The organism is Actinoplanes sp. CA-131856 (genome assembly GCF_050956135.1).
In the GTDB taxonomy this organism is placed as follows: domain Bacteria; phylum Actinomycetota; class Actinomycetes; order Mycobacteriales; family Micromonosporaceae; genus Actinoplanes.
Genome location: NZ_CP191849.1, coordinates 7,942,501 through 7,958,594 on the forward strand (window position 1 = coordinate 7,942,501; position 16,094 = coordinate 7,958,594).

The following is a 16,094-nucleotide window of genomic DNA, read 5'->3' on the forward strand; positions in this document are numbered from 1 at the left end:
GCCAGCGCCCGCTGGGCCAGCCGGGCCTGCGGCCGCTCGGCTGTCGCCTTTTCCAGCTCTTCGAGCTCTTCCCGGCTCTTGAAGCTGAAGTAGCGCAGGTAGTTGTTGACGTCGCGGTCGTCCGAGTTGATCCAGAACTGGTAGAAGGCGTACGGCGTCGTCATCTCCGGGTCGAGCCAGACCGCACCGCCCTCGGTCTTGCCGAATTTGGTGCCGTCGGCTTTCAGGACCAGGGGTGTCACGAACGCGTGGACCGGGCCGGCCCCGCGCCGGCGGACGAAATCGACTCCAGCCGTGATGTTTCCCCACTGATCGGAGCCGCCGAATTGCAGAGCGCAATCGTGGCGGACGTGCAGTTGGTAGAAGTCGTTCGACTGGAGCAGTTGGTACGCGAACTCGGTGAAGCTGATGCCGCTCTCGAGCCTGTTCTTCACCACGTCGCGGGCGAGCATCTTGTTGATCGGGAAATGCTTGCCGACGTCGCGGAGGAACTCGATGACCGAGGTCGGCCCGGTCCAGTCGAGGTTGTTGACCAGGGTCGCAGCGTTGTCACCCTCGTACGTCACGAAGGGCGAGAGCTGCGCGCGGATGCGCTCGACCCAGCCCTGGACCACCTCGGGCGGGTTGAGGCTGCGCTCGCTGGACTCCCGCGGGTCGCCGATCTGGCCGGTGGCGCCGCCGACGAGCAGCAGCGGCTTGTGACCGGCCAGCTGGAGCCGGCGGGCGGTCATGACCTGCATGAGGTGACCGACGTGCAGGGACGCCGCGGTCGGGTCGAAGCCCACATAGAACGTGATGGACCCACCGGTCAGTGCGGCGGCCAGAGCGGCCGGGTCGGTCGAGTCCTGTATCAGTCCACGCCACGTCAGGTCGTCTACGAGAGTCACCTCGGCATTGTCCCCCACACGGCGGGCGCGATCACACTGGGTTTCCCCGGCGAAGCGGCACGGGTAGAACTCAAGGAATGAGTCGCCTGGGTAGCGGTGAGCCGCCGATCGAGATCTCCAAGAAGAAGGCTGTGGCCCGGCTGGAGGAGGCGCAGCAGCGATTGCTGCGCCTGCGCCTGATCCTGGGCGGCCAGATCGGCGAGAAGAAGATCGGACCGCCGTTGACCTGCGTGTTCGAGGGCTGGGACGCGTCCGGGAAGGGCGGCGCGATCAAGCGGCTCGTCGCTCCCCTCGATCCCCGGTTCGTGCGGGTCTCGCAGTTCGCGGCGCCGACGTACGACGAGAAGCGCCACCATTTCCTCTGGCGTTTCTGGCCCAAGCTTCCGGGCTGGGGCGGCATGGCGGTGTTCGATCGTTCCTGGTACGGCCGGGTGCTGGTCGAGCGGGTCGAGGGCTTCGCCACCAAGGAGCAGTGGCAGAGGGCGTACAACGAGATCGTCGAATTTGAAAGGACCCTGACCGCCGAAGGCATGATCATGGTCAAGTTCTGGATGCACGTCTCCGCGGACGAGCAGGCGAGGCGGTTCGAGGACCGCGCCAGCGATCCGCTGCGGCAGTGGAAGCTGACCGACGAGGACTGGCGCAACCGGGAGAAGCGTCCCGCCTACGAGACCGCGGTGAGCGAGATGCTCGAGCGTTGCGACCCGACCTGGGCGCCCTGGCACGTCATTCAGGGCGACGACAAGCACTACGCCCGGTTCGCCGTGGTCGAGAAGGTGTGCGAGGCGATCGAGGCCGAGCTCACCAAGCGCGGCTACGAGTTCTGAGCCGGTTTGTGGTCGGGCAGGCCCAGGGCCGTACGGATGCTCTGCTGCACCTCGTCGGCGGACGGGCTGGCGTCGATGTCGTGGACGAACTCCTTGCGCCGGAACAGCTCGAGGACCGGGCGGGTCTTCTCGTTGTAGTCGCGCAGCCGGGCGTCGAGGGCCTCGGGGGTGTCGTCGGCGCGGGTGATCAGCTCGTGGCCGCAGATGTCACACCGGCCCTCGACCTGGGGACGGTCGGCGATGAGGTTGTAGTCCATGCCGCAGTTCGGGCACAGCCGGCGGCTCAGCACCCGGCGCCGCACCTCGTCCTCGGCCAGCTCGAGGTGGATCACCCCGTCGATGTCGAAGCTCTCCATGAAGAACTCGGCCTGCCGGCCGTTGCGGGGGAAGCCGTCGATGACGAAGCCGTAGTTCCAGTCGTGGCCGTCCAGGCGCTCGCGCACGATCTTCTCGACCAGGTCGTCGCCGACCAGGTCGCCCGCGTTCATCGTGCGGCGCACCTGTGCGCCGATCTTGGTGTGGTTCTTGACGTGCCAGCGGAAGATGTCGCCGACCGCGATGTGCACGAGGTCGAGGTCGTCGCAGAGCAGTTGGGACTGGGTGCCCTTGCCGCTGCCCTGCACTCCCATGATCACGTACTTGCGCATGTCAGCCCTCTCGGTCGGCGGCGCCGATTCGCAGTGGTCCCGGCGCGGGTCGGCCGGCCAGGGTGGTGGGATCAATGCTCCAGGCATCGGCCACGGCGAGCACGTCTTTTTCACCGACCAGGACGGTGGTCTCCTCGGTCAGCTCGGCCGGCAGGCCGGCCGCGCGCTCGGCCGGGTCGGGTTCGCCGCTCCACGAGGTGACGTCGCCGGTCTGCCCCACATATCCGAACGCGCGGATGAGCTGCCCCTCGGCGGCGCGCTGCCACCGGTGGAGCTCGGTGACCCGGTGGGTGGCGAAGAACTGCACCTCGGTGCCGAGCTCGGCCGAGAGGGCGACCACGTCGACCGGGGTGCCGGGGCGGATCAGCCAGCGGCCGGCGACCAGCACCCACGCGGTGTCACGGGCGCCCGGAAGCGGCGGGGTCACGGCGACCCGGTCGTCGGTCAGGTGGGCGAGATCGATGCCGTCACGCCACGGCGACGAGCCCAGGTCGCGCAGGCCGAGCGCGTCGATGACCCGGCCCGGGTCGCGGTCGGCGCCCAGCTCGCTGCGGACGGCCAGCCATGCCTGCTTGCCGCCGAATCCGACCATTACCTCGTTCTGCATGACGTCAACGCTATCCGGCCCGCCTCAGCGCCATCCGTAGTCCTGGCGCAGCTTCGCGGCGACCCGGTCGAAACGGGTGCGGTCGAGCACGGCGCCCTCGCGGCGGATGCCGTCGTGGTCGACCTCGATCACCCGATCGAGGCGGATCCAGCTCGGCCGGTTCTCCCTGTCCCAGCTGCCGGCGCCCAGGCCCATCCAGTTGCGCTGACCGTCGCGGTCGCTCTGGGAGGAGAGCATCAGGCCGAGCACCGTACGGCCGGAGCGCCCGACCACGAGCACAGGACGGTCCTTGCCCTGGGCCGGGTCGTCCTCGTAGGGGACCCAGGTCCACACGACCTCACCGGGGTCGGCGTCGCCGTCGAGGTTCGGCGAATATTCGACGTGGCGGCCGCGCTCGTGGGTGGGCACGTGCCGCGGCGGCGTCCCCGGGCGACGCGCCGGAACGGTCGGGTGCGGACGCTGCGCGGGCGCCGTCGTCGTCCGGCCGGTGAGGCGGCGGAACAAATCCTTGAGAATCTTGGCCACGGCTGCACTCTAGGCTGCCGGTATGACACCGGACATCGAAGCCTGGCAGTCGTGGCACCCGTCGCTCGTCGCCGCCCGCCTGGCCGGGGTGGAGACCCCCTGGTACGTGGCCGCGGGCTGGGCGATCGACCTGCATCTCGGCGGTGAGCTCCGCGAACACGAGGACACCGAGATCGCCGTGCCGGAGAGCCGGTTCGCCGAGATCGCCGGGCGCTTCCCCGAGCTGGCCTTCTACGCGCCGGCCGGGAAGGGCGTGGTGGTGCCGGCCACGCCCGAGGCGCTGGCCGAGCATCACCAGACGTGGGCGATGGACCCGAGCGCCGACGTGTGGCGGCTCGATGTGTTCCGGGAGCCGCACGACGGCGACATCTGGATCTCCCGCCGCCACGAGAGCCTGCGCCGGCCGTACAGCGAAATCATCCTCCGGACGCCGGACGGCATCCCCTACCTCAGCCCCGACGTGGTCCTGCTCTTCAAGGCCAAGCACGGGCGCGAGAAGGACCAGCGGGACTACGACGCCGCCGCCCCGCACCTGACCGCCGCCCAGCGGGACTGGCTCGACCGGGCCCTGGACCTGGTGCATCCCGGGCACGCCTGGCGGAGTTAGCTAGCCGACGAAGTCCTGTGTCATCCAGGTGATGCCCTTGCTGTCGCGGACGATGCTCAGGCCGATCCGCTCGAAGCCGGTGCTGAGCAGGTTCTTGCGGTGGCCGTCGTTGGGCGGCGTCTCGGCCAGCATGCTGTCGGTGAGGCCGTTGGCCGCGTTCACCTTGGCCGCGTCGCTGGAGCCGCTCGAACCGAAGCCGATGTTCTCGCCGGCCGACGACCACTTGACGCCCTGCGCGCTGAACCGGCCGCCGATGCCGTCCTCGCCCGGGCACTGATGGGACAGCCCGCAGCCGTCGATCATCAGCTGGTTGTGGATCGCCGCCGCCTTGGACAGGTCCTCGTCGAGGGTGAGGGCGGACAGGCCCTCGTCCTCGCGGGCGGCGTTGATGTGGGCGAGCACCTGCTCGACGACCGAGCCGCTGGTCGCGGGGGCGGTGGTCTTCTTCTTCGTCGGCGTCGGTACGGCCTGCGCCGTCTTCTTCTTCGACGGGGTGGGGCTCGGGGCCGGCTTGGTCGTGGCGCGCGTCTTCGACGGGACCGGCGCCGGGGACTTGCTCGTGGGGGCCGTCGTCGGCGCCGTGGTGGCCTCGGTGGTGGTCACCGTCGTGGTGGGCGGCGCCAGCGGCTGCTCGGCGGCGCTGGGCACGGTCGTCTCGGCTTCGGCGTCCCTGGTCAGGCCCACGAACGTGAAGCCCGAGCCGATCACGACGGAGGTGACTCCGGCCACCAGCGTGTAGCGGACGCGGGCAGCAGCATTCATCGACTTCACCTTCGGGAATGGGGGACGGCCACCCCACTATGGGGTCGTCGGCCCGTCCCGTCCCGTCGGCTAATGAGCGCTTAAGAATCGGCACACGGAGATCTAAAGGTCGAACTCCCCGTCGCGTACGCCCGCGAGGAAAGCCACCCACTCGGCGTCCGTGAAGATCAGAGCCGCGCCCTCGCGGTCTTTGGTGTCACGCACCGCGACGATCCCCGGCAGGTTGACCGCGACCTCGACGCAGTCGCCACCGTTGCCGCCGCTGCGTGTGCTCTTGTGCCATATGGCACCGGTCAGGTCAGTCATCGCTCTCCTTGATGATCGTCGCGATGAGATCGTCGGAGTCGGCCTGCCCCAGAGCAACCGACTCCAGTTCCCCCCAGATCGATTCATATGTCTCGACTTCAGCGAGCTTATCCAGATAGAGGGCGCCGGTGAGGTTCTCGCAATAGATCGTTGTCGGCTCCGGGGACGCGGTTCCGACGGCCGGGAACTCGAGGATCGTGAACTGCCCGGAGCTGGCCGCCTTGTGCGGGCCGGCGGCGAACGGGATGACCCGCACGCTGACGTTGGGCCGGGTCGAGACGTTCACCAGGTGGGCGAGTTGCCGCTGCATACCGAGGGTGTCGGGTACGGCCCGGCGCAGCACCCCCTCGTCGATGAGCACCTCGAGCTGGGGCGCGCCGGGATGGGCCCGGGTCAGCAGCGACTGCCGTTCCAGGCGCATGCCGACCGCGTTCCGCACGGCCGGCTCGTCGTCGCCGATCCATTTCCGGAAGATCCAGTCGGCGTAATCGGAGGTCTGGAGAAGGCCCGGAATCACGCTGGGTGCGAAGGATCGCAGGCGGCTCGCGGCCTGCTCCATGCCGACATAGAGCTCGAACCAGGCGGGAACGACATCGCCGTACGCATGCCACCAGCCCTTGGCCTTGGACTCGTGGGCGAGGCCGATGAGCACCTCGGTCATCCGGGGCGTGGCCCGGTAGACGCCGCACATGGCGATGACGTCGTGCTTGCGGACGGCGACCTCACCCTTCTCGATGCGGTACATGCGGGCCCGGGAGAACTCCAGCTCCTCGGCGGCGCCCATGAGGGACACACCGGCCTGTTCGCGGAGCTGTTTCAGCAGGCGACCGACCTGGCGTCTCGGAACGGTCGAACCCGTCTCGGTCATCGATCACTCTCTTTCGGTGTTCCGTTCGAGACAGTCCGACCGTCGCGAACGAGACGGCGAGAATCCATTTGCGGGAATCTCGCCGCGAACCGTTGAGCAATCAGCGTAAGCCATCGAGACTGCTCTCTGTAAGAGATCAAACGCAGGGAGTAGCGTGACGGAACACGTCGGCTCGCGGCCGGACTGGGAATGTGTGGTCTGCGGCCAGGACTGGCCATGCGCACCGGCCAAGGTGGAACTGTCCGAGGAATATCGAGGTCAGCAGCCCGCGCTCGTGGTCTTTCTGGGGTCGTGCATGCTGTCGGCGATCGACGACTGCGCGACGGGCGATCTGTATGAGAGGTTCCTCGGATGGGCCTCGGCATGATCCAATCTGGATCGTGACCGACAAGTTCGATACCGGAGTCCCCCACCCGGCACGGCGGTACAACTACTGGCTGGGCGGCAAGGACAACTTCGCCGCCGACCGCGAGTCCGGCGACCTGCTCGCCAAGTCGTACCCGGCCGCGCGCATCGCGGCCCGGGCCAACCGGGCCTTCCTCGGCCGGGCCGTCCGCTACGTGGCCGCCGACGCCGGGGTGCGGCAGTTCCTCGACATCGGCACGGGCCTGCCCACGGCCGACAACACGCACGAGGTGGCGCAGCGCTTCGCGCCGAGTTCCAAGATTGTGTACGTCGACAACGACCCGATGGTGATGGCCCACGCCAGGGCGCTGCTCACCAGCACGCCGGACGGCGAGACCCGCTATCTCGAAGAGGACCTGCGTAACCCGGCGAAGATCCTCGAGCAGGCGGGCCAGGTGCTCGACTTCTCCCGGCCGGTCGGGCTGATCCTGGTCGCGGTGGTGCACTTCCTGCCGTCACAGGAGGAGTCGGTGGCCATCGTGCGTACGCTGCTCGACTCGCTCGCTCCGGGAAGCCACCTGATCGCCTCGATGGCCACGACCGACCTGCTGACCCCTTCGCTGAAGGAAGCGTGGGACGAGTCGCTGCGCACCGGGCGGTCGGACGTCCATCCGCGCTCGCACAGCGAATTCGAGGCCCACTTCCACGACCTGTCGCTCGTTCCGCCCGGCATCGCGCCGGTGGCGGACTGGCGGCCCGACCCCGAGGCCGACGAACACCCGAGCCCGGTCGAGGCCTCTATCTTCGGAGCAGTTGGCCGGAAGAGCTGACCAGTCGCTGCGCGGCCCGCTGGGCGTGGGCCGCGCGCTCGACCAGCTCACGGGCCCGGCGCCGGGCCGCGCGGGAACGCTCGACGGCGCTGAGCTTGCGGGTCACCCCCGCCGCCTCCATCGCGGCCCGCAGCCGGCGCACGGCCGGTCGGCCGGACGGGGTGACGTAGCCCAGACGTACCGCCAGATCTTGAAGCGAGGCGGCCCGGCCGACGGCCACCAGGTCGAGAGGCGGGCGCTCTCGGCTGCCGCTGGGGCGCCGCTCGATGCCGTACCGGACCAGAAGCTCCCGGACCGACTCGGCGCTCACGCCGGTCCGCTCGGCGATCCGCGGGCACGAGAGACCCTCGTGGACGTAGAGACGCGTCAGCGACTCGGGCGTGAGGATGCCGCTCAGCCGCGGGCGAGGGCCGGGACGACCGGGCGAGAGACGGTAACGGGTCAGGCGGTAGCGGACCTGCCGGGCAGTGGTGCCGGTGAGCGCGGCGACCTGGGCGACCGTGTAGCCGTCACGGAGCACCCAGTCGCGCAGCAGGGCCTCGGGCAAGGGGTCGTCGGGCGCGCCGACGTGGAAATAGCTGCGGTCGGGGATCAGGACGGACGCGGTGACCAGGCGCTCGCGGACCGCCTCGGCCGGCAGGCCGGCGCTCCGGCCCGACCGCCACAACTCGATCAGGTGGTCCTGCCCGAGGAACGGCCGGTCGGCGGAGATCGCGTAGCGGCTCAGCCAGGAATAGCCGGCGGCACGGCTCAGGCCCAGCCGGGGGCCGACCTCGGCCGCGGGCACGCCCTCGAGCACGACCCAGCGCTGGAGCAGGTCGGGGTCGGGACGCATGCCCCCATGATCCCGTGTGATTGGCTGGGCCGGTGAGGTTTTCGTGGCTGGACCTGCCGGCGAGCGAGGTCGACGAGGCGGCCCGGCGGTTGCTGGGATGGCAGCTGACCGCCAACGGGGTGACCGTGCGGCTCACCGAGGTGGAGGCGTACAGCGGACTGGGCGAGGATCCGGCCAGCCACGCTCACCGCGGGATGACGGCGCGCAACGAGGTGATGTTCGGACCGGCGGGCGGGTTGTACGTCTACCAGATCTACGGCATGCACTTCTGCGCCAACATCGTCTGCGGCGAGGAGGGCCGGGCGGCGGCGGTGCTGCTCCGGGCGGGGTCGGTGGTCTCGGGCCTCCCTCTGGCCCAGTCCCGCCGGCGGGCCAGTAGACGCGACAGCGATCTGGCGGCCGGTCCCGCGAAACTGATGCAGGTGCTGGCCCTCGACCGCTCGGCCAACGGGACATCGGTGATCGACGGCAGCGGGCCGCTGACGGTGTCGCCGCCGCTCTCCTCCGACTTCGCGATCGCGGCGGGCCCGCGCGTCGGCGTCACCTCGGCCCACGACGTGCCCTGGCGTTTCTGGATCAAAGACGACCCCTCGGTCAGCGCCTATCGCCGGCACACTGGTAAGCCTTCGGCATGACTTCTCTTCGGCCCCGGGTCGTGGTGTCGGCACAGATGTCGCTCGATGGGCGGATCACCCTGCGGCGTGATCATCTGCTGATGACGTCGCCGGAGGTGTGGGCGTCGTTGCGGCCGCCCAGCGCGGACGCGGTGGAGGCGGCACGGTCGGCCCAGCTCTCGGCCCTCCACCAGCCGACGGCGGTGCTGGAGGGCAGCGGGTCGCTGGTGCCCTCGACGGCGGAGCCGATGCCGGGCCCGCCGGCCGGGCCGTGCGACGACTTCGTCGTTCCGGCCGCCAAGTGGTTCACGGTCGTGGACCGGCGGGGGCGGGTGCGCTGGACGATGAAGGAGAACGACGGCTATCACCTGCTCGTTCTCGTCTCCCCGGACACACCGGCGGCCTATCTGTCCTACCTGCGCGACGAGGGAATCTCCTATCTCGTCGCGAGGGACCTCCGGGAGGCCCTCGAGAAGATGCGGTCGCGTCTCGGGGTCTCGTGCGTGGTGTCGAACGCGGGCGGCGGGGTGAACGGGGCGCTGCTGCGGGCCGGGCTGGTCGACGAGGTGCAGGTGGTGATCTATCCGGCGCTGATCGGGGGCGCGGACACGCCGTCGCTGTTCGACGGGGAGCCGCTGGGGCCGGGCGAGCTGCCGGCGTCGATGCGGCTGCTCGGAACGCACGCCGAGGCGGACGGCACGGTCTGGCTGCGCTACGAGGTCCTAGACGTGGATCAGGATCTGCTTCACGGGGTGGCCGAGAAGGATGGCTAGCTCGGCCAGCTCGTCCTCGGTGAACGAGGCGTCGTCGCGCGCCGGGTTGAGGATGGCGATCTCGAACCGGGCGAAACCGCACGGCCAGTCGTAGCCGAGAGAATCGAGCCGCACCTGGGCGTTGCAGCAGGGCACGACGATGCCGAGGTCGTCGAACTCGCCCTCGGACTCCTCGGCGAGCTCGGCCCACCACGCGAGGGGGATGTCGGCGCCGCAGTTCGAGCAGGTGATCCGGGACAGGTTCTCGCCGGCGTCGACCACGGTGATCCGGTCGTAGAACTCGGTCGTGATCTCCTGGCCGGCACCGTCGGCGTCGAGGAAGACGCTCCGCACGTAATCCTCGGCACGCTCGGCCGCCTCACCCTCGGGCTGCCAGGTGGGGTCGGTGGGGATGACGCAGGCATAGGAATCGCTCATCTCGCGCCAGATCATACGACCGTTCCGGTCGCGGCGGACGTACCGGCGGAAACCGCCGCGCTCGCTGCCGCGGACCACTAACGTCCGGGCTGATGGTTCCCCAGCGGTGGTTGATCGTGTGCAGCGCGATGTGCTCCGCCGGCCTGATGTGGTCGGCCGTTCTCATCGGCGCGCTGCTGGCCGGGGTACGCCTGCTCCCCACACCGGCGGCGGTGGGCGTGGCGGCGGCCATGACGGTGCCCGGGGTGATCGCGGGCGTGATCGGCAACCGGTGGTACTACCGGACGACGCGGCCCCGCCGGGCGTGGAGCCTGACGGCGTGGGTGCCGCCGCATGTGCCGCACTGGGCGAGCATGTTGGCCGGGGTGATGTTCTTCGCCTTCTGGCTGTCGGTGGTGCTGGCCTTCGCCGGTCTGGACGGCGACGCGGAGATCCGCGACGGCCAGTACGTGCTGAACGACAACGGCCGCCTGACCGTGGTGAACGAGGCCGACTTCGAGCGCCAGCGTGACTTGGAGCAGCAGATTTCGCTGGGGATCCTGGGCGCTCTGGCCGTGGGCGGCACGTTCATGACCGGCGCGATCCTGACCCACAACGCCGCGCCCGTACCGACGGAGACCCAGTCGGCCGGCCAGCCCCTCGCGTAGCCCTCTCGCAAGTTTATACAGCAAAGCTGTACAGTTGCGCTGTACCTGAGGAGGTCATCGATGAAGTTCACGAAGTACGACCACGCCTGCGTCACCTTCACCAAGGACGGCCGCACGATCCTGGTCGACCCGGGAACCTTCACCCCGGACGCGCCGAGGCTGATCGCCGAGGCCGACGCGGTGCTCATCACTCACGAGCATTTCGACCACTTCGACGACGGCATCGTGCTGGCCGCCATGGAAGAACGCCCCAGCCTGCACGTCTACGGCCCGGCGGCGGTCACCACGAAACTCGGCAACCCGGGTGAACGCCTGGTCACCGTGCGGCCGGGCGACAGCTTCGAGGTGGCCGGCTTCTCGATCACGGCGCACGGGGGCGAGCACGCTCTGATCCACCGCGACATCCCGCAGGTCGGCAACATCGGATATCTGGTCGAGGGCTCGGTCTATCACCCCGGCGACGCCTACGTCGCGCCCGGCGTCCCCGTGCCCACCCTGCTGCTGCCGACAAGCGGCCCGTGGACAAAGCTCGGCGAGGCGGCCGACTTCGTCCGGGCTGTCCGCCCCGAGCGCGTCGTCCAGATCCACGAACTGATGCTCAGTGACCTGGGGCAGAACTCCACGGCCATGCTCCTGGGAGAGAACGGCCTGACCGGCCTCCCCCTCCACCGCCTCGCCGCCGGTGAAAGCCTCGACGCCTGACCTCGTTTCGCCCGACTGCCGAGCGCCACGTCAGGGGCCGGCGCGATCGGCGGGCGGTGTCAGGGGCGGGGCCGGAGCTTGGCGAGGATCTCGGGGATTCGCTGGACGATCGCGCGCTCCTCGTCGTCGAGGTCGTGGCGAATGGCCTCGGCGATGCCTGAGGCTCGATGGTGGCGCTCCCCCGCCAGGGCGGCCCGGCCCTTGCTCGAGATCTCCACGATCACCTGGCGCCGGTCGGTCTCGTGCGGGCGCAGCTCGGCGAAGCCCTGATCGTGCAGCAGATGGACGGTCCGCGTCATCGACTGGTGCCGCACCTGTTCCCGGCGCGCCAGCTCGGCGATCGAGACTGCCCCGGCCCGATCGAGATGTCCGAGCACCGCGGCCTGGCCGGGTGGCATGCGGTCACCCGCTCGGGCACGCCGCACGAAGTCGCCGACGGCCACCCGCAACGCTTCTGCCAGATCCGCATCGTTCACGGCCACAAACCTACAGCAAGCCTGTACACCGGAGAGGCGTGCCGTGAAGAAAGCGGATAAATCGCCCATCGGCTCCGAAGTTGGGCTGGGAGGCGGCGCGGTGAATGGGCCAATTGCGAAGAACGCCAGCGCGGGGCGGCGCGGGGCGGGGCGGCGCGAGGCGGCGCGGCGCGGGGCGGGGCGGCGCGGCGCGAGGCGGCGCGGCGCGAGGCGGCGCGGCGCGAGGCGGCGCGGCGCGGGGCGGCGGGAGGCGGCGCGGCGCGAGGCGGCGCGAGGCGGCGCGGGGCGGCGCGAGGCGGCGCGGGGCGGCGCGGGGCGGGGCGAAGGCGGCGCGGCGCGGGGCGGGGCGGCGCGGCGCGGCGGGCGCGGCTCGGCGCGGGGCGGCTCGGCGCGGGGCGGCTCGGCGCGGGGCGGCTCGGCGCGGGGCGGCTCGGCGCGGGGCGGGGCGAAGGCGGCGCGAGGCAGGGCGGGGCGAGGCGGGGCGAGGCGGGGCGAGGCGGCGCGAGGCGGGGCGGCGCGGGCTGGCGCTATGTCAGGTGCGGCTGGCTCCTGCTTCGGGGCCGGCCAAGCGTTGGGCCAACCAGACCGGGAGTACTGAGAGGACTATCAACGCTGCTGCTACGACGTTGACCACTGGGGCCTGGTTCGGGCGGAACAAGTTGTTGAAAATCCAGATCGGCAGTGTGGTTATGCCTGGGCCGGCCGTGAATGTGGTGACGATGATTTCGTCGAAGGAGAGGGCGAAAGCCAGCAACCCGCCGGCCAGCAACGCTGATCTCATCAATGGGAAAGTGATGTAGCGGAACGTCTGGAACGACGACGCTCCCAAGTCCGATGAGGCCTCCTCGAAATTGACGCCGCTGCGCCGGAGGCGGGCCAGGACGTTGTTGTAGACCGTGACCACGCAGAACGTGGCGTGGCCGACGATCACCGAGAACAAACCCTTTCCCAAGCCCAGCGGGGCTATCACCGAACGCCAGGCGCTGTCCAGCGCTATGCCCGTGACGATGCCCGGCAAGGCTATGGGCAGGACTATCAGCAACGACACCGTGTCGCGGCCGAAGAACTTGAAGCGCTGTACCGCGAACGCCACCATCGTGCCCAGCACCAGCGCGATCACGGTCGCCCCCAGGCCCGCCTTCACCGAGGTCAGCAACGCGTCGCGGGCACCCGCGTTGTCCCAGGCGGCGGACCACCAGCGGGTCGTCCAGTCGTGTGGGGGCCAGGCGAACGTACGGTCGCCGTTGAACGAGTTGACCAGGACCAGGAGCAACGGGACGTAGATGAACGTCAGGCCGACGGCCATGAACGCTCGTAACGCCCAACGCGACCAGACCGACAGGGTCACAACTCCTCCAGGGCGCCCGAGCGGCGGACCGCGACCAGGTAGATGACCATCACCAGAACGGGGATGGTGGCGATCGCCGCGGCGAACGGAAGATTGTTGGCGGCGCCTATGTTGGCGTACACCAAATTGCCCAGAAGTTGGGTTTTGCCCCCGACGATCTGGACCGTGATGTAGTCGCCGAGGGACAGCGAAAAGGTGAAGATCGAGCCGGCGAAAAGGGACGGGACGATCAACGGCAGCACCACTGCCCGAAAGGTTCGAAAGGGCCGGGCGCCGAGATCGCCGGAGGCTTCCAGCAGCGATGTGGGCATGCGTTCGAGCCCGGCGTAGATCGGCAGGATCATGTACGGCAACCACAGGTACGACAGCACGATGATGGTGGCCGTCAGCCCGTACCCCGGGCCGTGCCCGAGAAAGAGCCAGTCGATCGGGCCGTCGTTGGCCAGCAGGACCCGCCAGGCGTACGCCTTGACCAGGTACGACGCCCACAGCGGGGTCAGGATGGCGATCACCAGCCAGTGCCGTGAGCGGGGCGAGGCGACCTTGGCCATGAAGAAGGCCATCGGCAGGGCCAGCACCGCGCAGATGACCGTGACCGCGGCGGCCACGCCCAGGCTGCGCACGGTGACGTTGCGGTAGACCTCCTCGGTGACCAGGGTCCGGAAGTTCGCCAGGGTGAACTCCCGGACCACCTCGCCGGTGAACCCGTTGACGGTCCAGAAGGCCGAGACCAGCAGCACGGCGAGCGCGCCGAGATAGGCCACGACCAGCCACAACAGGGGCGCCGAGAGCAGCGCGGCCAGGCGCAGCCGCGGATGCCGGTGAAAGACGGTCACGCTATCCCTTGATCGTCGTCCAGGCCTGGGTCCAGGCCGCGTAGTCCTTGCAGGTCACGTCCGTGCGGCCGTCCACGCACTGCGCGAGCGGCGTGGTCCAGTACCAGACCTGCTCGAAGTAGGCCTCGTCCTCGGCGTGGAAGGTCGCGCAGTGGTTCTTGTCGGCCGTCTCGGCGCAGGACAGCTTGTTGGCCGGCGCCTCGCCGAACCACTCGGCCACCCCGGCGTTCGCCTTGGGCGAGATGATGTGGTTCATCCAGAGGTAGCCGCAGTTCGGGTGCTTGGCCTTCGACGAGATCATCCAGGTGTCGGACCAGCCGGTCGCGCCCTCGGTGGGCAGGATCGCCTCGACCGGCGCCTTGTCGGCCTTGGCCAGGTTGGCGATGACCTGCCAGGTCGTACCGAGAACCGAATCTCCGCTCTTGAAGGCCTGGACCTCCTTGGTGTAGTCCGACCAGTACTCGCCGATCAGCTTGTTCTGCTCGGTCAGCAGGTCGGTCGCCGCCTTGAACTGGGTGTCGTCCAGGGCGTACGGGTTCTTGATGCCCAGGTCCGGCTTGGTCTTCATGAGATAGAGGGCGGCGTCGGCGATGTAGATCGGCGAGTCGTACGCCGTGATCTTGCCCTTGTACGGGGAGTTGGCGTCGAAGACGGCGCCCCACGAGGTGGGGGCCGGCTTGACCGTGTCCGTGCGGTACATGAGCAGGTTGGCGCCGCGGCCGTGCGGGACGCCGTACGGCTGGCCGTCGACGCTGTTCCACTGCTTGTCTTTCAAACCTTCGAAGACATTCTGGTAATTGGATATCAAGGATGTATTGATTGGCGCCACGTCCCCGCCGTAGATCAGGCGCAGCGACGCGTCGCCGGAGGCGGACACGACGTCGTACTCGCCGGTCTTCATCAGCGCGACCATCTCGTCGGACGTACCCGCGACCTTGGTGTTGACCTGGCAGCCGGTCTCCTTCTCGAAGCCGGTCACCCAGTCGACCTTGGGGTCGGTCGAGCCGTCCTCGACGTAGCCGGCCCAGGCGATGACGTTGACCGAGCCCTCGCCGGCGCCGAGCGACGCCATCTTGTCGACCTTGGGGACGCTCAGCCCGCCCGGGCCGGAGCCGCCTTCGTCGTCGGAGCTACCACATCCAGCGAGCGCCAGTGCTATCGCGCCCACAGCCAGAAAAGTGACTTTATGCCGCATCAGCGTTCTCCTTCACCGAGATGACGTGCTCTTCGTGCCAGGTCAGCCGAACTCTCTTCCCCCGCATCTCCGCCAGCGCCGCCGTTCCGGTGCGCCGGTTCTGCTCGACGACGGTCACCCGTGCGCCCGCGTCGAGGTCGACGACGAACCTGGTCACCGGCCCGGCGTAGATCACCTCGGCCACGGTTCCGGGCACGCCGGCTTCGCCGCCGCCATTCAAGATCAACTTCTCCGGCCGTACGGCGTAAGCACCGTCCCGCCCGAAGACCGAGCGCGCCGCTTCACCGGTGAGCAGATTGGACGTACCGACGAATCCCGCGACGAACGGCGTGGCGGGCCGTTCGTAGACCTCCTCGGGCGTGCCGACCTGCGCCACCCGGCCGTTGTCGAAGACCGCGACCCGGTCGCTCATGGTCAGCGCCTCGTCCTGGTCGTGGGTGACGAAGACGAAGGTGATGCCGACGTCGCGCTGGATCTGCTTGAGCTCCACCTGCATCTGCTCGCGCAGCTTGAGGTCGAGAGCACCCAGCGGCTCGTCGAGCAGCAGCACCTTGGGCCGGTTGACCAGGGCGCGGGCCAGCGCCACCCGCTGCCGCTGCCCGCCGGACATCTCGCGCGGCCGGCGCTGGCCGAAGCCGTCGAGACGTACCGAGGAGAGCGCCTGCTCGGCCCGCTCCCGGCGTTGTTTGCGCGGAACCTTGCGGACCTTGAGGCCGTACTCGACGTTCTCGATCACGCTGAGGTGCGGAAAGAGCGCGTAGTCCTGGAAGACAGTGTTGACGTCACGCTCGAAGGGGGCCAGGCGGGTGACATCGCGGCCGCTGAGCTCGACCCGGCCGGCGGTCGGCAGCTCGAAGCCGGCGATCATCCGCAGCACTGTGGTCTTGCCCGAGCCGGACGGGCCCAGCATCGAGAAGAACTCGCCGTCGGCGATCTCCAGGTCGATGCCGGCCACGGCCTCGACCGCTCCGAAGGACTTCTTCAGACCGGTCAGCTTGATCGCCGCGTCACTCATGCCTCACGTGCCTTCCCCGGGTGTG

General features: G+C 69.3%; 22 protein-coding genes (1 of these 22 running past the window's edge). 8 read left to right on the forward strand and 14 right to left on the reverse strand.

From position 1 onward, the window contains the following. A protein-coding gene (gene tyrS, locus ACQP2X_RS36325) for a tyrosine--tRNA ligase (RefSeq protein ID WP_498689691.1) crosses the window boundary here: on the reverse strand, positions 1 to 887 show its 5' portion. The gene continues 370 nt to the left of window position 1, outside the view; only the first 887 of its 1,257 coding nucleotides appear in the window; it begins with the start codon at positions 885 to 887; its stop codon lies off the left edge, out of view. A gap of 77 nt (positions 888 to 964) precedes the next feature. On the opposite strand from tyrS, the gene ACQP2X_RS36330 reads away from it, so the two are divergent. Next, positions 965 to 1,714: a polyphosphate kinase 2 family protein gene (locus tag ACQP2X_RS36330; RefSeq protein ID WP_498689693.1), complete on the forward strand. Its 750-nt coding sequence runs from the start codon at positions 965 to 967 to the stop codon at positions 1,712 to 1,714. On the opposite strand, the gene ACQP2X_RS36335 is transcribed toward ACQP2X_RS36330, so the two are convergent. From ACQP2X_RS36335 to ACQP2X_RS36345, 3 genes are read right to left on the reverse strand one after another with little or no spacing between them, the layout of a single operon-like run. Beyond that, entirely contained in the window at positions 1,702 to 2,361 is a 660-nt protein-coding gene (locus tag ACQP2X_RS36335) for an adenylate kinase family protein (RefSeq protein ID WP_498689694.1), read from the reverse strand. The genes ACQP2X_RS36330 and ACQP2X_RS36335 overlap by 13 nt on opposite strands. A gap of 1 nt (position 2,362) precedes the next feature. Next, positions 2,363 to 2,968 carry a hypothetical protein gene (locus tag ACQP2X_RS36340; protein WP_498689696.1) on the reverse strand — a complete coding sequence of 202 codons (606 nt, stop codon included), beginning with the start codon at positions 2,966 to 2,968 and terminating at the stop codon, positions 2,363 to 2,365. A 24-nt stretch (positions 2,969 to 2,992) separates the two neighbouring features. After that, complete coding sequence (locus tag ACQP2X_RS36345; protein WP_498689698.1) at positions 2,993 to 3,493, reverse strand: type II toxin-antitoxin system PemK/MazF family toxin; 501 nt, start codon at positions 3,491 to 3,493, stop codon at positions 2,993 to 2,995. A 22-nt stretch (positions 3,494 to 3,515) separates the two neighbouring features. Here ACQP2X_RS36345 and ACQP2X_RS36350 point away from each other — a divergent pair, with 22 nt between their 5' ends. Continuing rightward, on the forward strand, positions 3,516 to 4,100 hold the full coding sequence (locus tag ACQP2X_RS36350) for a nucleotidyltransferase domain-containing protein (protein WP_498689699.1): 585 nt from the start codon (positions 3,516 to 3,518) through the stop codon (positions 4,098 to 4,100). On the opposite strand, the gene ACQP2X_RS36355 is transcribed toward ACQP2X_RS36350, so the two are convergent. The 3 genes from ACQP2X_RS36355 to ACQP2X_RS36365 form a co-directional block, all read right to left on the reverse strand. Continuing rightward, positions 4,101 to 4,862 (reverse strand): CAP domain-containing protein, encoded by a 762-nt coding sequence (locus tag ACQP2X_RS36355; RefSeq protein WP_498689700.1) that lies wholly within the window; start codon positions 4,860 to 4,862, stop codon positions 4,101 to 4,103. Between the two features lie 102 nt (positions 4,863 to 4,964). Further along, positions 4,965 to 5,168 carry a DUF397 domain-containing protein gene (locus tag ACQP2X_RS36360; RefSeq protein ID WP_498689701.1) on the reverse strand — a complete coding sequence of 68 codons (204 nt, stop codon included), beginning with the start codon at positions 5,166 to 5,168 and terminating at the stop codon, positions 4,965 to 4,967. Continuing rightward, complete coding sequence (locus tag ACQP2X_RS36365; RefSeq protein WP_498689702.1) at positions 5,161 to 6,036, reverse strand: helix-turn-helix domain-containing protein; 876 nt, start codon at positions 6,034 to 6,036, stop codon at positions 5,161 to 5,163. The genes ACQP2X_RS36360 and ACQP2X_RS36365 overlap by 8 nt, the downstream gene beginning before the upstream one ends. Positions 6,037 to 6,190: 154 nt before the next feature. On the opposite strand from ACQP2X_RS36365, the gene ACQP2X_RS36370 reads away from it, so the two are divergent. Together ACQP2X_RS36370 and ACQP2X_RS36375 are read left to right on the forward strand one after the other, a co-directional pair. Further along, positions 6,191 to 6,403: a hypothetical protein gene (locus ACQP2X_RS36370; RefSeq protein WP_498689704.1), complete on the forward strand. Its 213-nt coding sequence runs from the start codon at positions 6,191 to 6,193 to the stop codon at positions 6,401 to 6,403. 10 nt (positions 6,404 to 6,413) lie between these two features. After that, on the forward strand, positions 6,414 to 7,211 hold the full coding sequence (locus tag ACQP2X_RS36375) for an SAM-dependent methyltransferase (RefSeq protein ID WP_498701118.1): 798 nt from the start codon (positions 6,414 to 6,416) through the stop codon (positions 7,209 to 7,211). Here ACQP2X_RS36375 and ACQP2X_RS36380 read toward each other — a convergent pair. Then, positions 7,180 to 8,046, reverse strand: coding sequence for a hypothetical protein (locus ACQP2X_RS36380; RefSeq protein WP_498689705.1), 867 nt, complete (start codon positions 8,044 to 8,046; stop codon positions 7,180 to 7,182). The two genes, ACQP2X_RS36375 and ACQP2X_RS36380, sit on opposite strands and share 32 nt — an antisense overlap. Positions 8,047 to 8,078: 32 nt before the next feature. Here ACQP2X_RS36380 and ACQP2X_RS36385 point away from each other — a divergent pair, with 32 nt between their 5' ends. Continuing rightward, the gene (locus tag ACQP2X_RS36385; RefSeq protein ID WP_498689708.1) at positions 8,079 to 8,681 is read left to right on the forward strand and encodes a DNA-3-methyladenine glycosylase; all 603 of its coding nucleotides are present in this window, start codon (positions 8,079 to 8,081) and stop codon (positions 8,679 to 8,681) included. After that, a complete protein-coding gene (locus ACQP2X_RS36390; RefSeq protein ID WP_498689709.1) occupies positions 8,678 to 9,433 on the forward strand; it encodes a RibD family protein in 756 nt (251 codons plus the stop codon). Before ACQP2X_RS36385 ends, ACQP2X_RS36390 begins: the two co-directional genes overlap by 4 nt. Here the strand turns inward: ACQP2X_RS36390 and ACQP2X_RS36395 are convergent. Continuing rightward, positions 9,383 to 9,850 (reverse strand): hypothetical protein, encoded by a 468-nt coding sequence (locus ACQP2X_RS36395; protein WP_498689711.1) that lies wholly within the window; start codon positions 9,848 to 9,850, stop codon positions 9,383 to 9,385. The genes ACQP2X_RS36390 and ACQP2X_RS36395 overlap by 51 nt on opposite strands. A gap of 92 nt (positions 9,851 to 9,942) precedes the next feature. Here ACQP2X_RS36395 and ACQP2X_RS36400 point away from each other — a divergent pair, with 92 nt between their 5' ends. Together ACQP2X_RS36400 and ACQP2X_RS36405 are read left to right on the forward strand one after the other, a co-directional pair. After that, complete coding sequence (locus tag ACQP2X_RS36400) at positions 9,943 to 10,497, forward strand: hypothetical protein (RefSeq protein ID WP_498689713.1); 555 nt, start codon at positions 9,943 to 9,945, stop codon at positions 10,495 to 10,497. A 60-nt stretch (positions 10,498 to 10,557) separates the two neighbouring features. Beyond that, positions 10,558 to 11,199 carry an MBL fold metallo-hydrolase gene (locus ACQP2X_RS36405; protein WP_498689716.1) on the forward strand — a complete coding sequence of 214 codons (642 nt, stop codon included), beginning with the start codon at positions 10,558 to 10,560 and terminating at the stop codon, positions 11,197 to 11,199. Positions 11,200 to 11,258: 59 nt separating this feature from the next. Here ACQP2X_RS36405 and ACQP2X_RS36410 read toward each other — a convergent pair whose 3' ends face one another. The 5 genes from ACQP2X_RS36410 to ACQP2X_RS36430 all read right to left on the reverse strand — a co-directional run bounded on the left by ACQP2X_RS36410 (position 11,259) and on the right by ACQP2X_RS36430 (position 16,069). After that, positions 11,259 to 11,675 (reverse strand): MarR family winged helix-turn-helix transcriptional regulator, encoded by a 417-nt coding sequence (locus ACQP2X_RS36410; protein WP_498689718.1) that lies wholly within the window; start codon positions 11,673 to 11,675, stop codon positions 11,259 to 11,261. Between the two features lie 532 nt (positions 11,676 to 12,207). After that, complete coding sequence (locus ACQP2X_RS36415) at positions 12,208 to 12,981, reverse strand: ABC transporter permease (protein ID WP_498689721.1); 774 nt, start codon at positions 12,979 to 12,981, stop codon at positions 12,208 to 12,210. 38 nt (positions 12,982 to 13,019) lie between these two features. After that, positions 13,020 to 13,859, reverse strand: coding sequence for an ABC transporter permease (locus tag ACQP2X_RS36420; protein ID WP_498689724.1), 840 nt, complete (start codon positions 13,857 to 13,859; stop codon positions 13,020 to 13,022). A 1-nt stretch (position 13,860) separates the two neighbouring features. Then, complete coding sequence (locus tag ACQP2X_RS36425) at positions 13,861 to 15,054, reverse strand: ABC transporter substrate-binding protein (RefSeq protein WP_498689725.1); 1,194 nt, start codon at positions 15,052 to 15,054, stop codon at positions 13,861 to 13,863. Continuing rightward, the gene (locus ACQP2X_RS36430) at positions 15,044 to 16,069 is read right to left on the reverse strand and encodes an ABC transporter ATP-binding protein (protein WP_498689727.1); all 1,026 of its coding nucleotides are present in this window, start codon (positions 16,067 to 16,069) and stop codon (positions 15,044 to 15,046) included. Before ACQP2X_RS36430 ends, ACQP2X_RS36425 begins: the two co-directional genes overlap by 11 nt. Between the last annotated feature and the right edge of the window lie 25 nt (positions 16,070 to 16,094).

Bases quoted from the DNA above. Each gene is read 5' to 3' on its own strand.
- ACQP2X_RS36330 (WP_498689693.1), top strand. From the start codon at position 965: ATGAGTCGCCTGGGTAGCGGTGAGCCGCCGATCGAGATCTCCAAGAAG.
- ACQP2X_RS36415 (WP_498689721.1), bottom strand. From the start codon at position 12,981: ATGGCCGTCGGCCTGACGTTCATCTACGTCCCGTTGCTCCTGGTCCTG.
- ACQP2X_RS36430 (WP_498689727.1), bottom strand. From the start codon at position 16,069: ATGAGTGACGCGGCGATCAAGCTGACCGGTCTGAAGAAGTCCTTCGGA.
- ACQP2X_RS36405 (WP_498689716.1), top strand. From the start codon at position 10,558: ATGAAGTTCACGAAGTACGACCACGCCTGCGTCACCTTCACCAAGGAC.
- ACQP2X_RS36395 (WP_498689711.1), bottom strand. From the start codon at position 9,850: ATGAGCGATTCCTATGCCTGCGTCATCCCCACCGACCCCACCTGGCAG.
- ACQP2X_RS36360 (WP_498689701.1), bottom strand. From the start codon at position 5,168: ATGACTGACCTGACCGGTGCCATATGGCACAAGAGCACACGCAGCGGC.
- ACQP2X_RS36400 (WP_498689713.1), top strand. From the start codon at position 9,943: ATGGTTCCCCAGCGGTGGTTGATCGTGTGCAGCGCGATGTGCTCCGCC.
- ACQP2X_RS36390 (WP_498689709.1), top strand. From the start codon at position 8,678: ATGACTTCTCTTCGGCCCCGGGTCGTGGTGTCGGCACAGATGTCGCTC.
- ACQP2X_RS36340 (WP_498689696.1), bottom strand. From the start codon at position 2,968: ATGCAGAACGAGGTAATGGTCGGATTCGGCGGCAAGCAGGCATGGCTG.
- ACQP2X_RS36425 (WP_498689725.1), bottom strand. From the start codon at position 15,054: ATGCGGCATAAAGTCACTTTTCTGGCTGTGGGCGCGATAGCACTGGCG.
- ACQP2X_RS36365 (WP_498689702.1), bottom strand. From the start codon at position 6,036: ATGACCGAGACGGGTTCGACCGTTCCGAGACGCCAGGTCGGTCGCCTG.
- ACQP2X_RS36355 (WP_498689700.1), bottom strand. From the start codon at position 4,862: ATGAATGCTGCTGCCCGCGTCCGCTACACGCTGGTGGCCGGAGTCACC.
- ACQP2X_RS36335 (WP_498689694.1), bottom strand. From the start codon at position 2,361: ATGCGCAAGTACGTGATCATGGGAGTGCAGGGCAGCGGCAAGGGCACC.
- ACQP2X_RS36380 (WP_498689705.1), bottom strand. From the start codon at position 8,046: ATGCGTCCCGACCCCGACCTGCTCCAGCGCTGGGTCGTGCTCGAGGGC.
- ACQP2X_RS36350 (WP_498689699.1), top strand. From the start codon at position 3,516: ATGACACCGGACATCGAAGCCTGGCAGTCGTGGCACCCGTCGCTCGTC.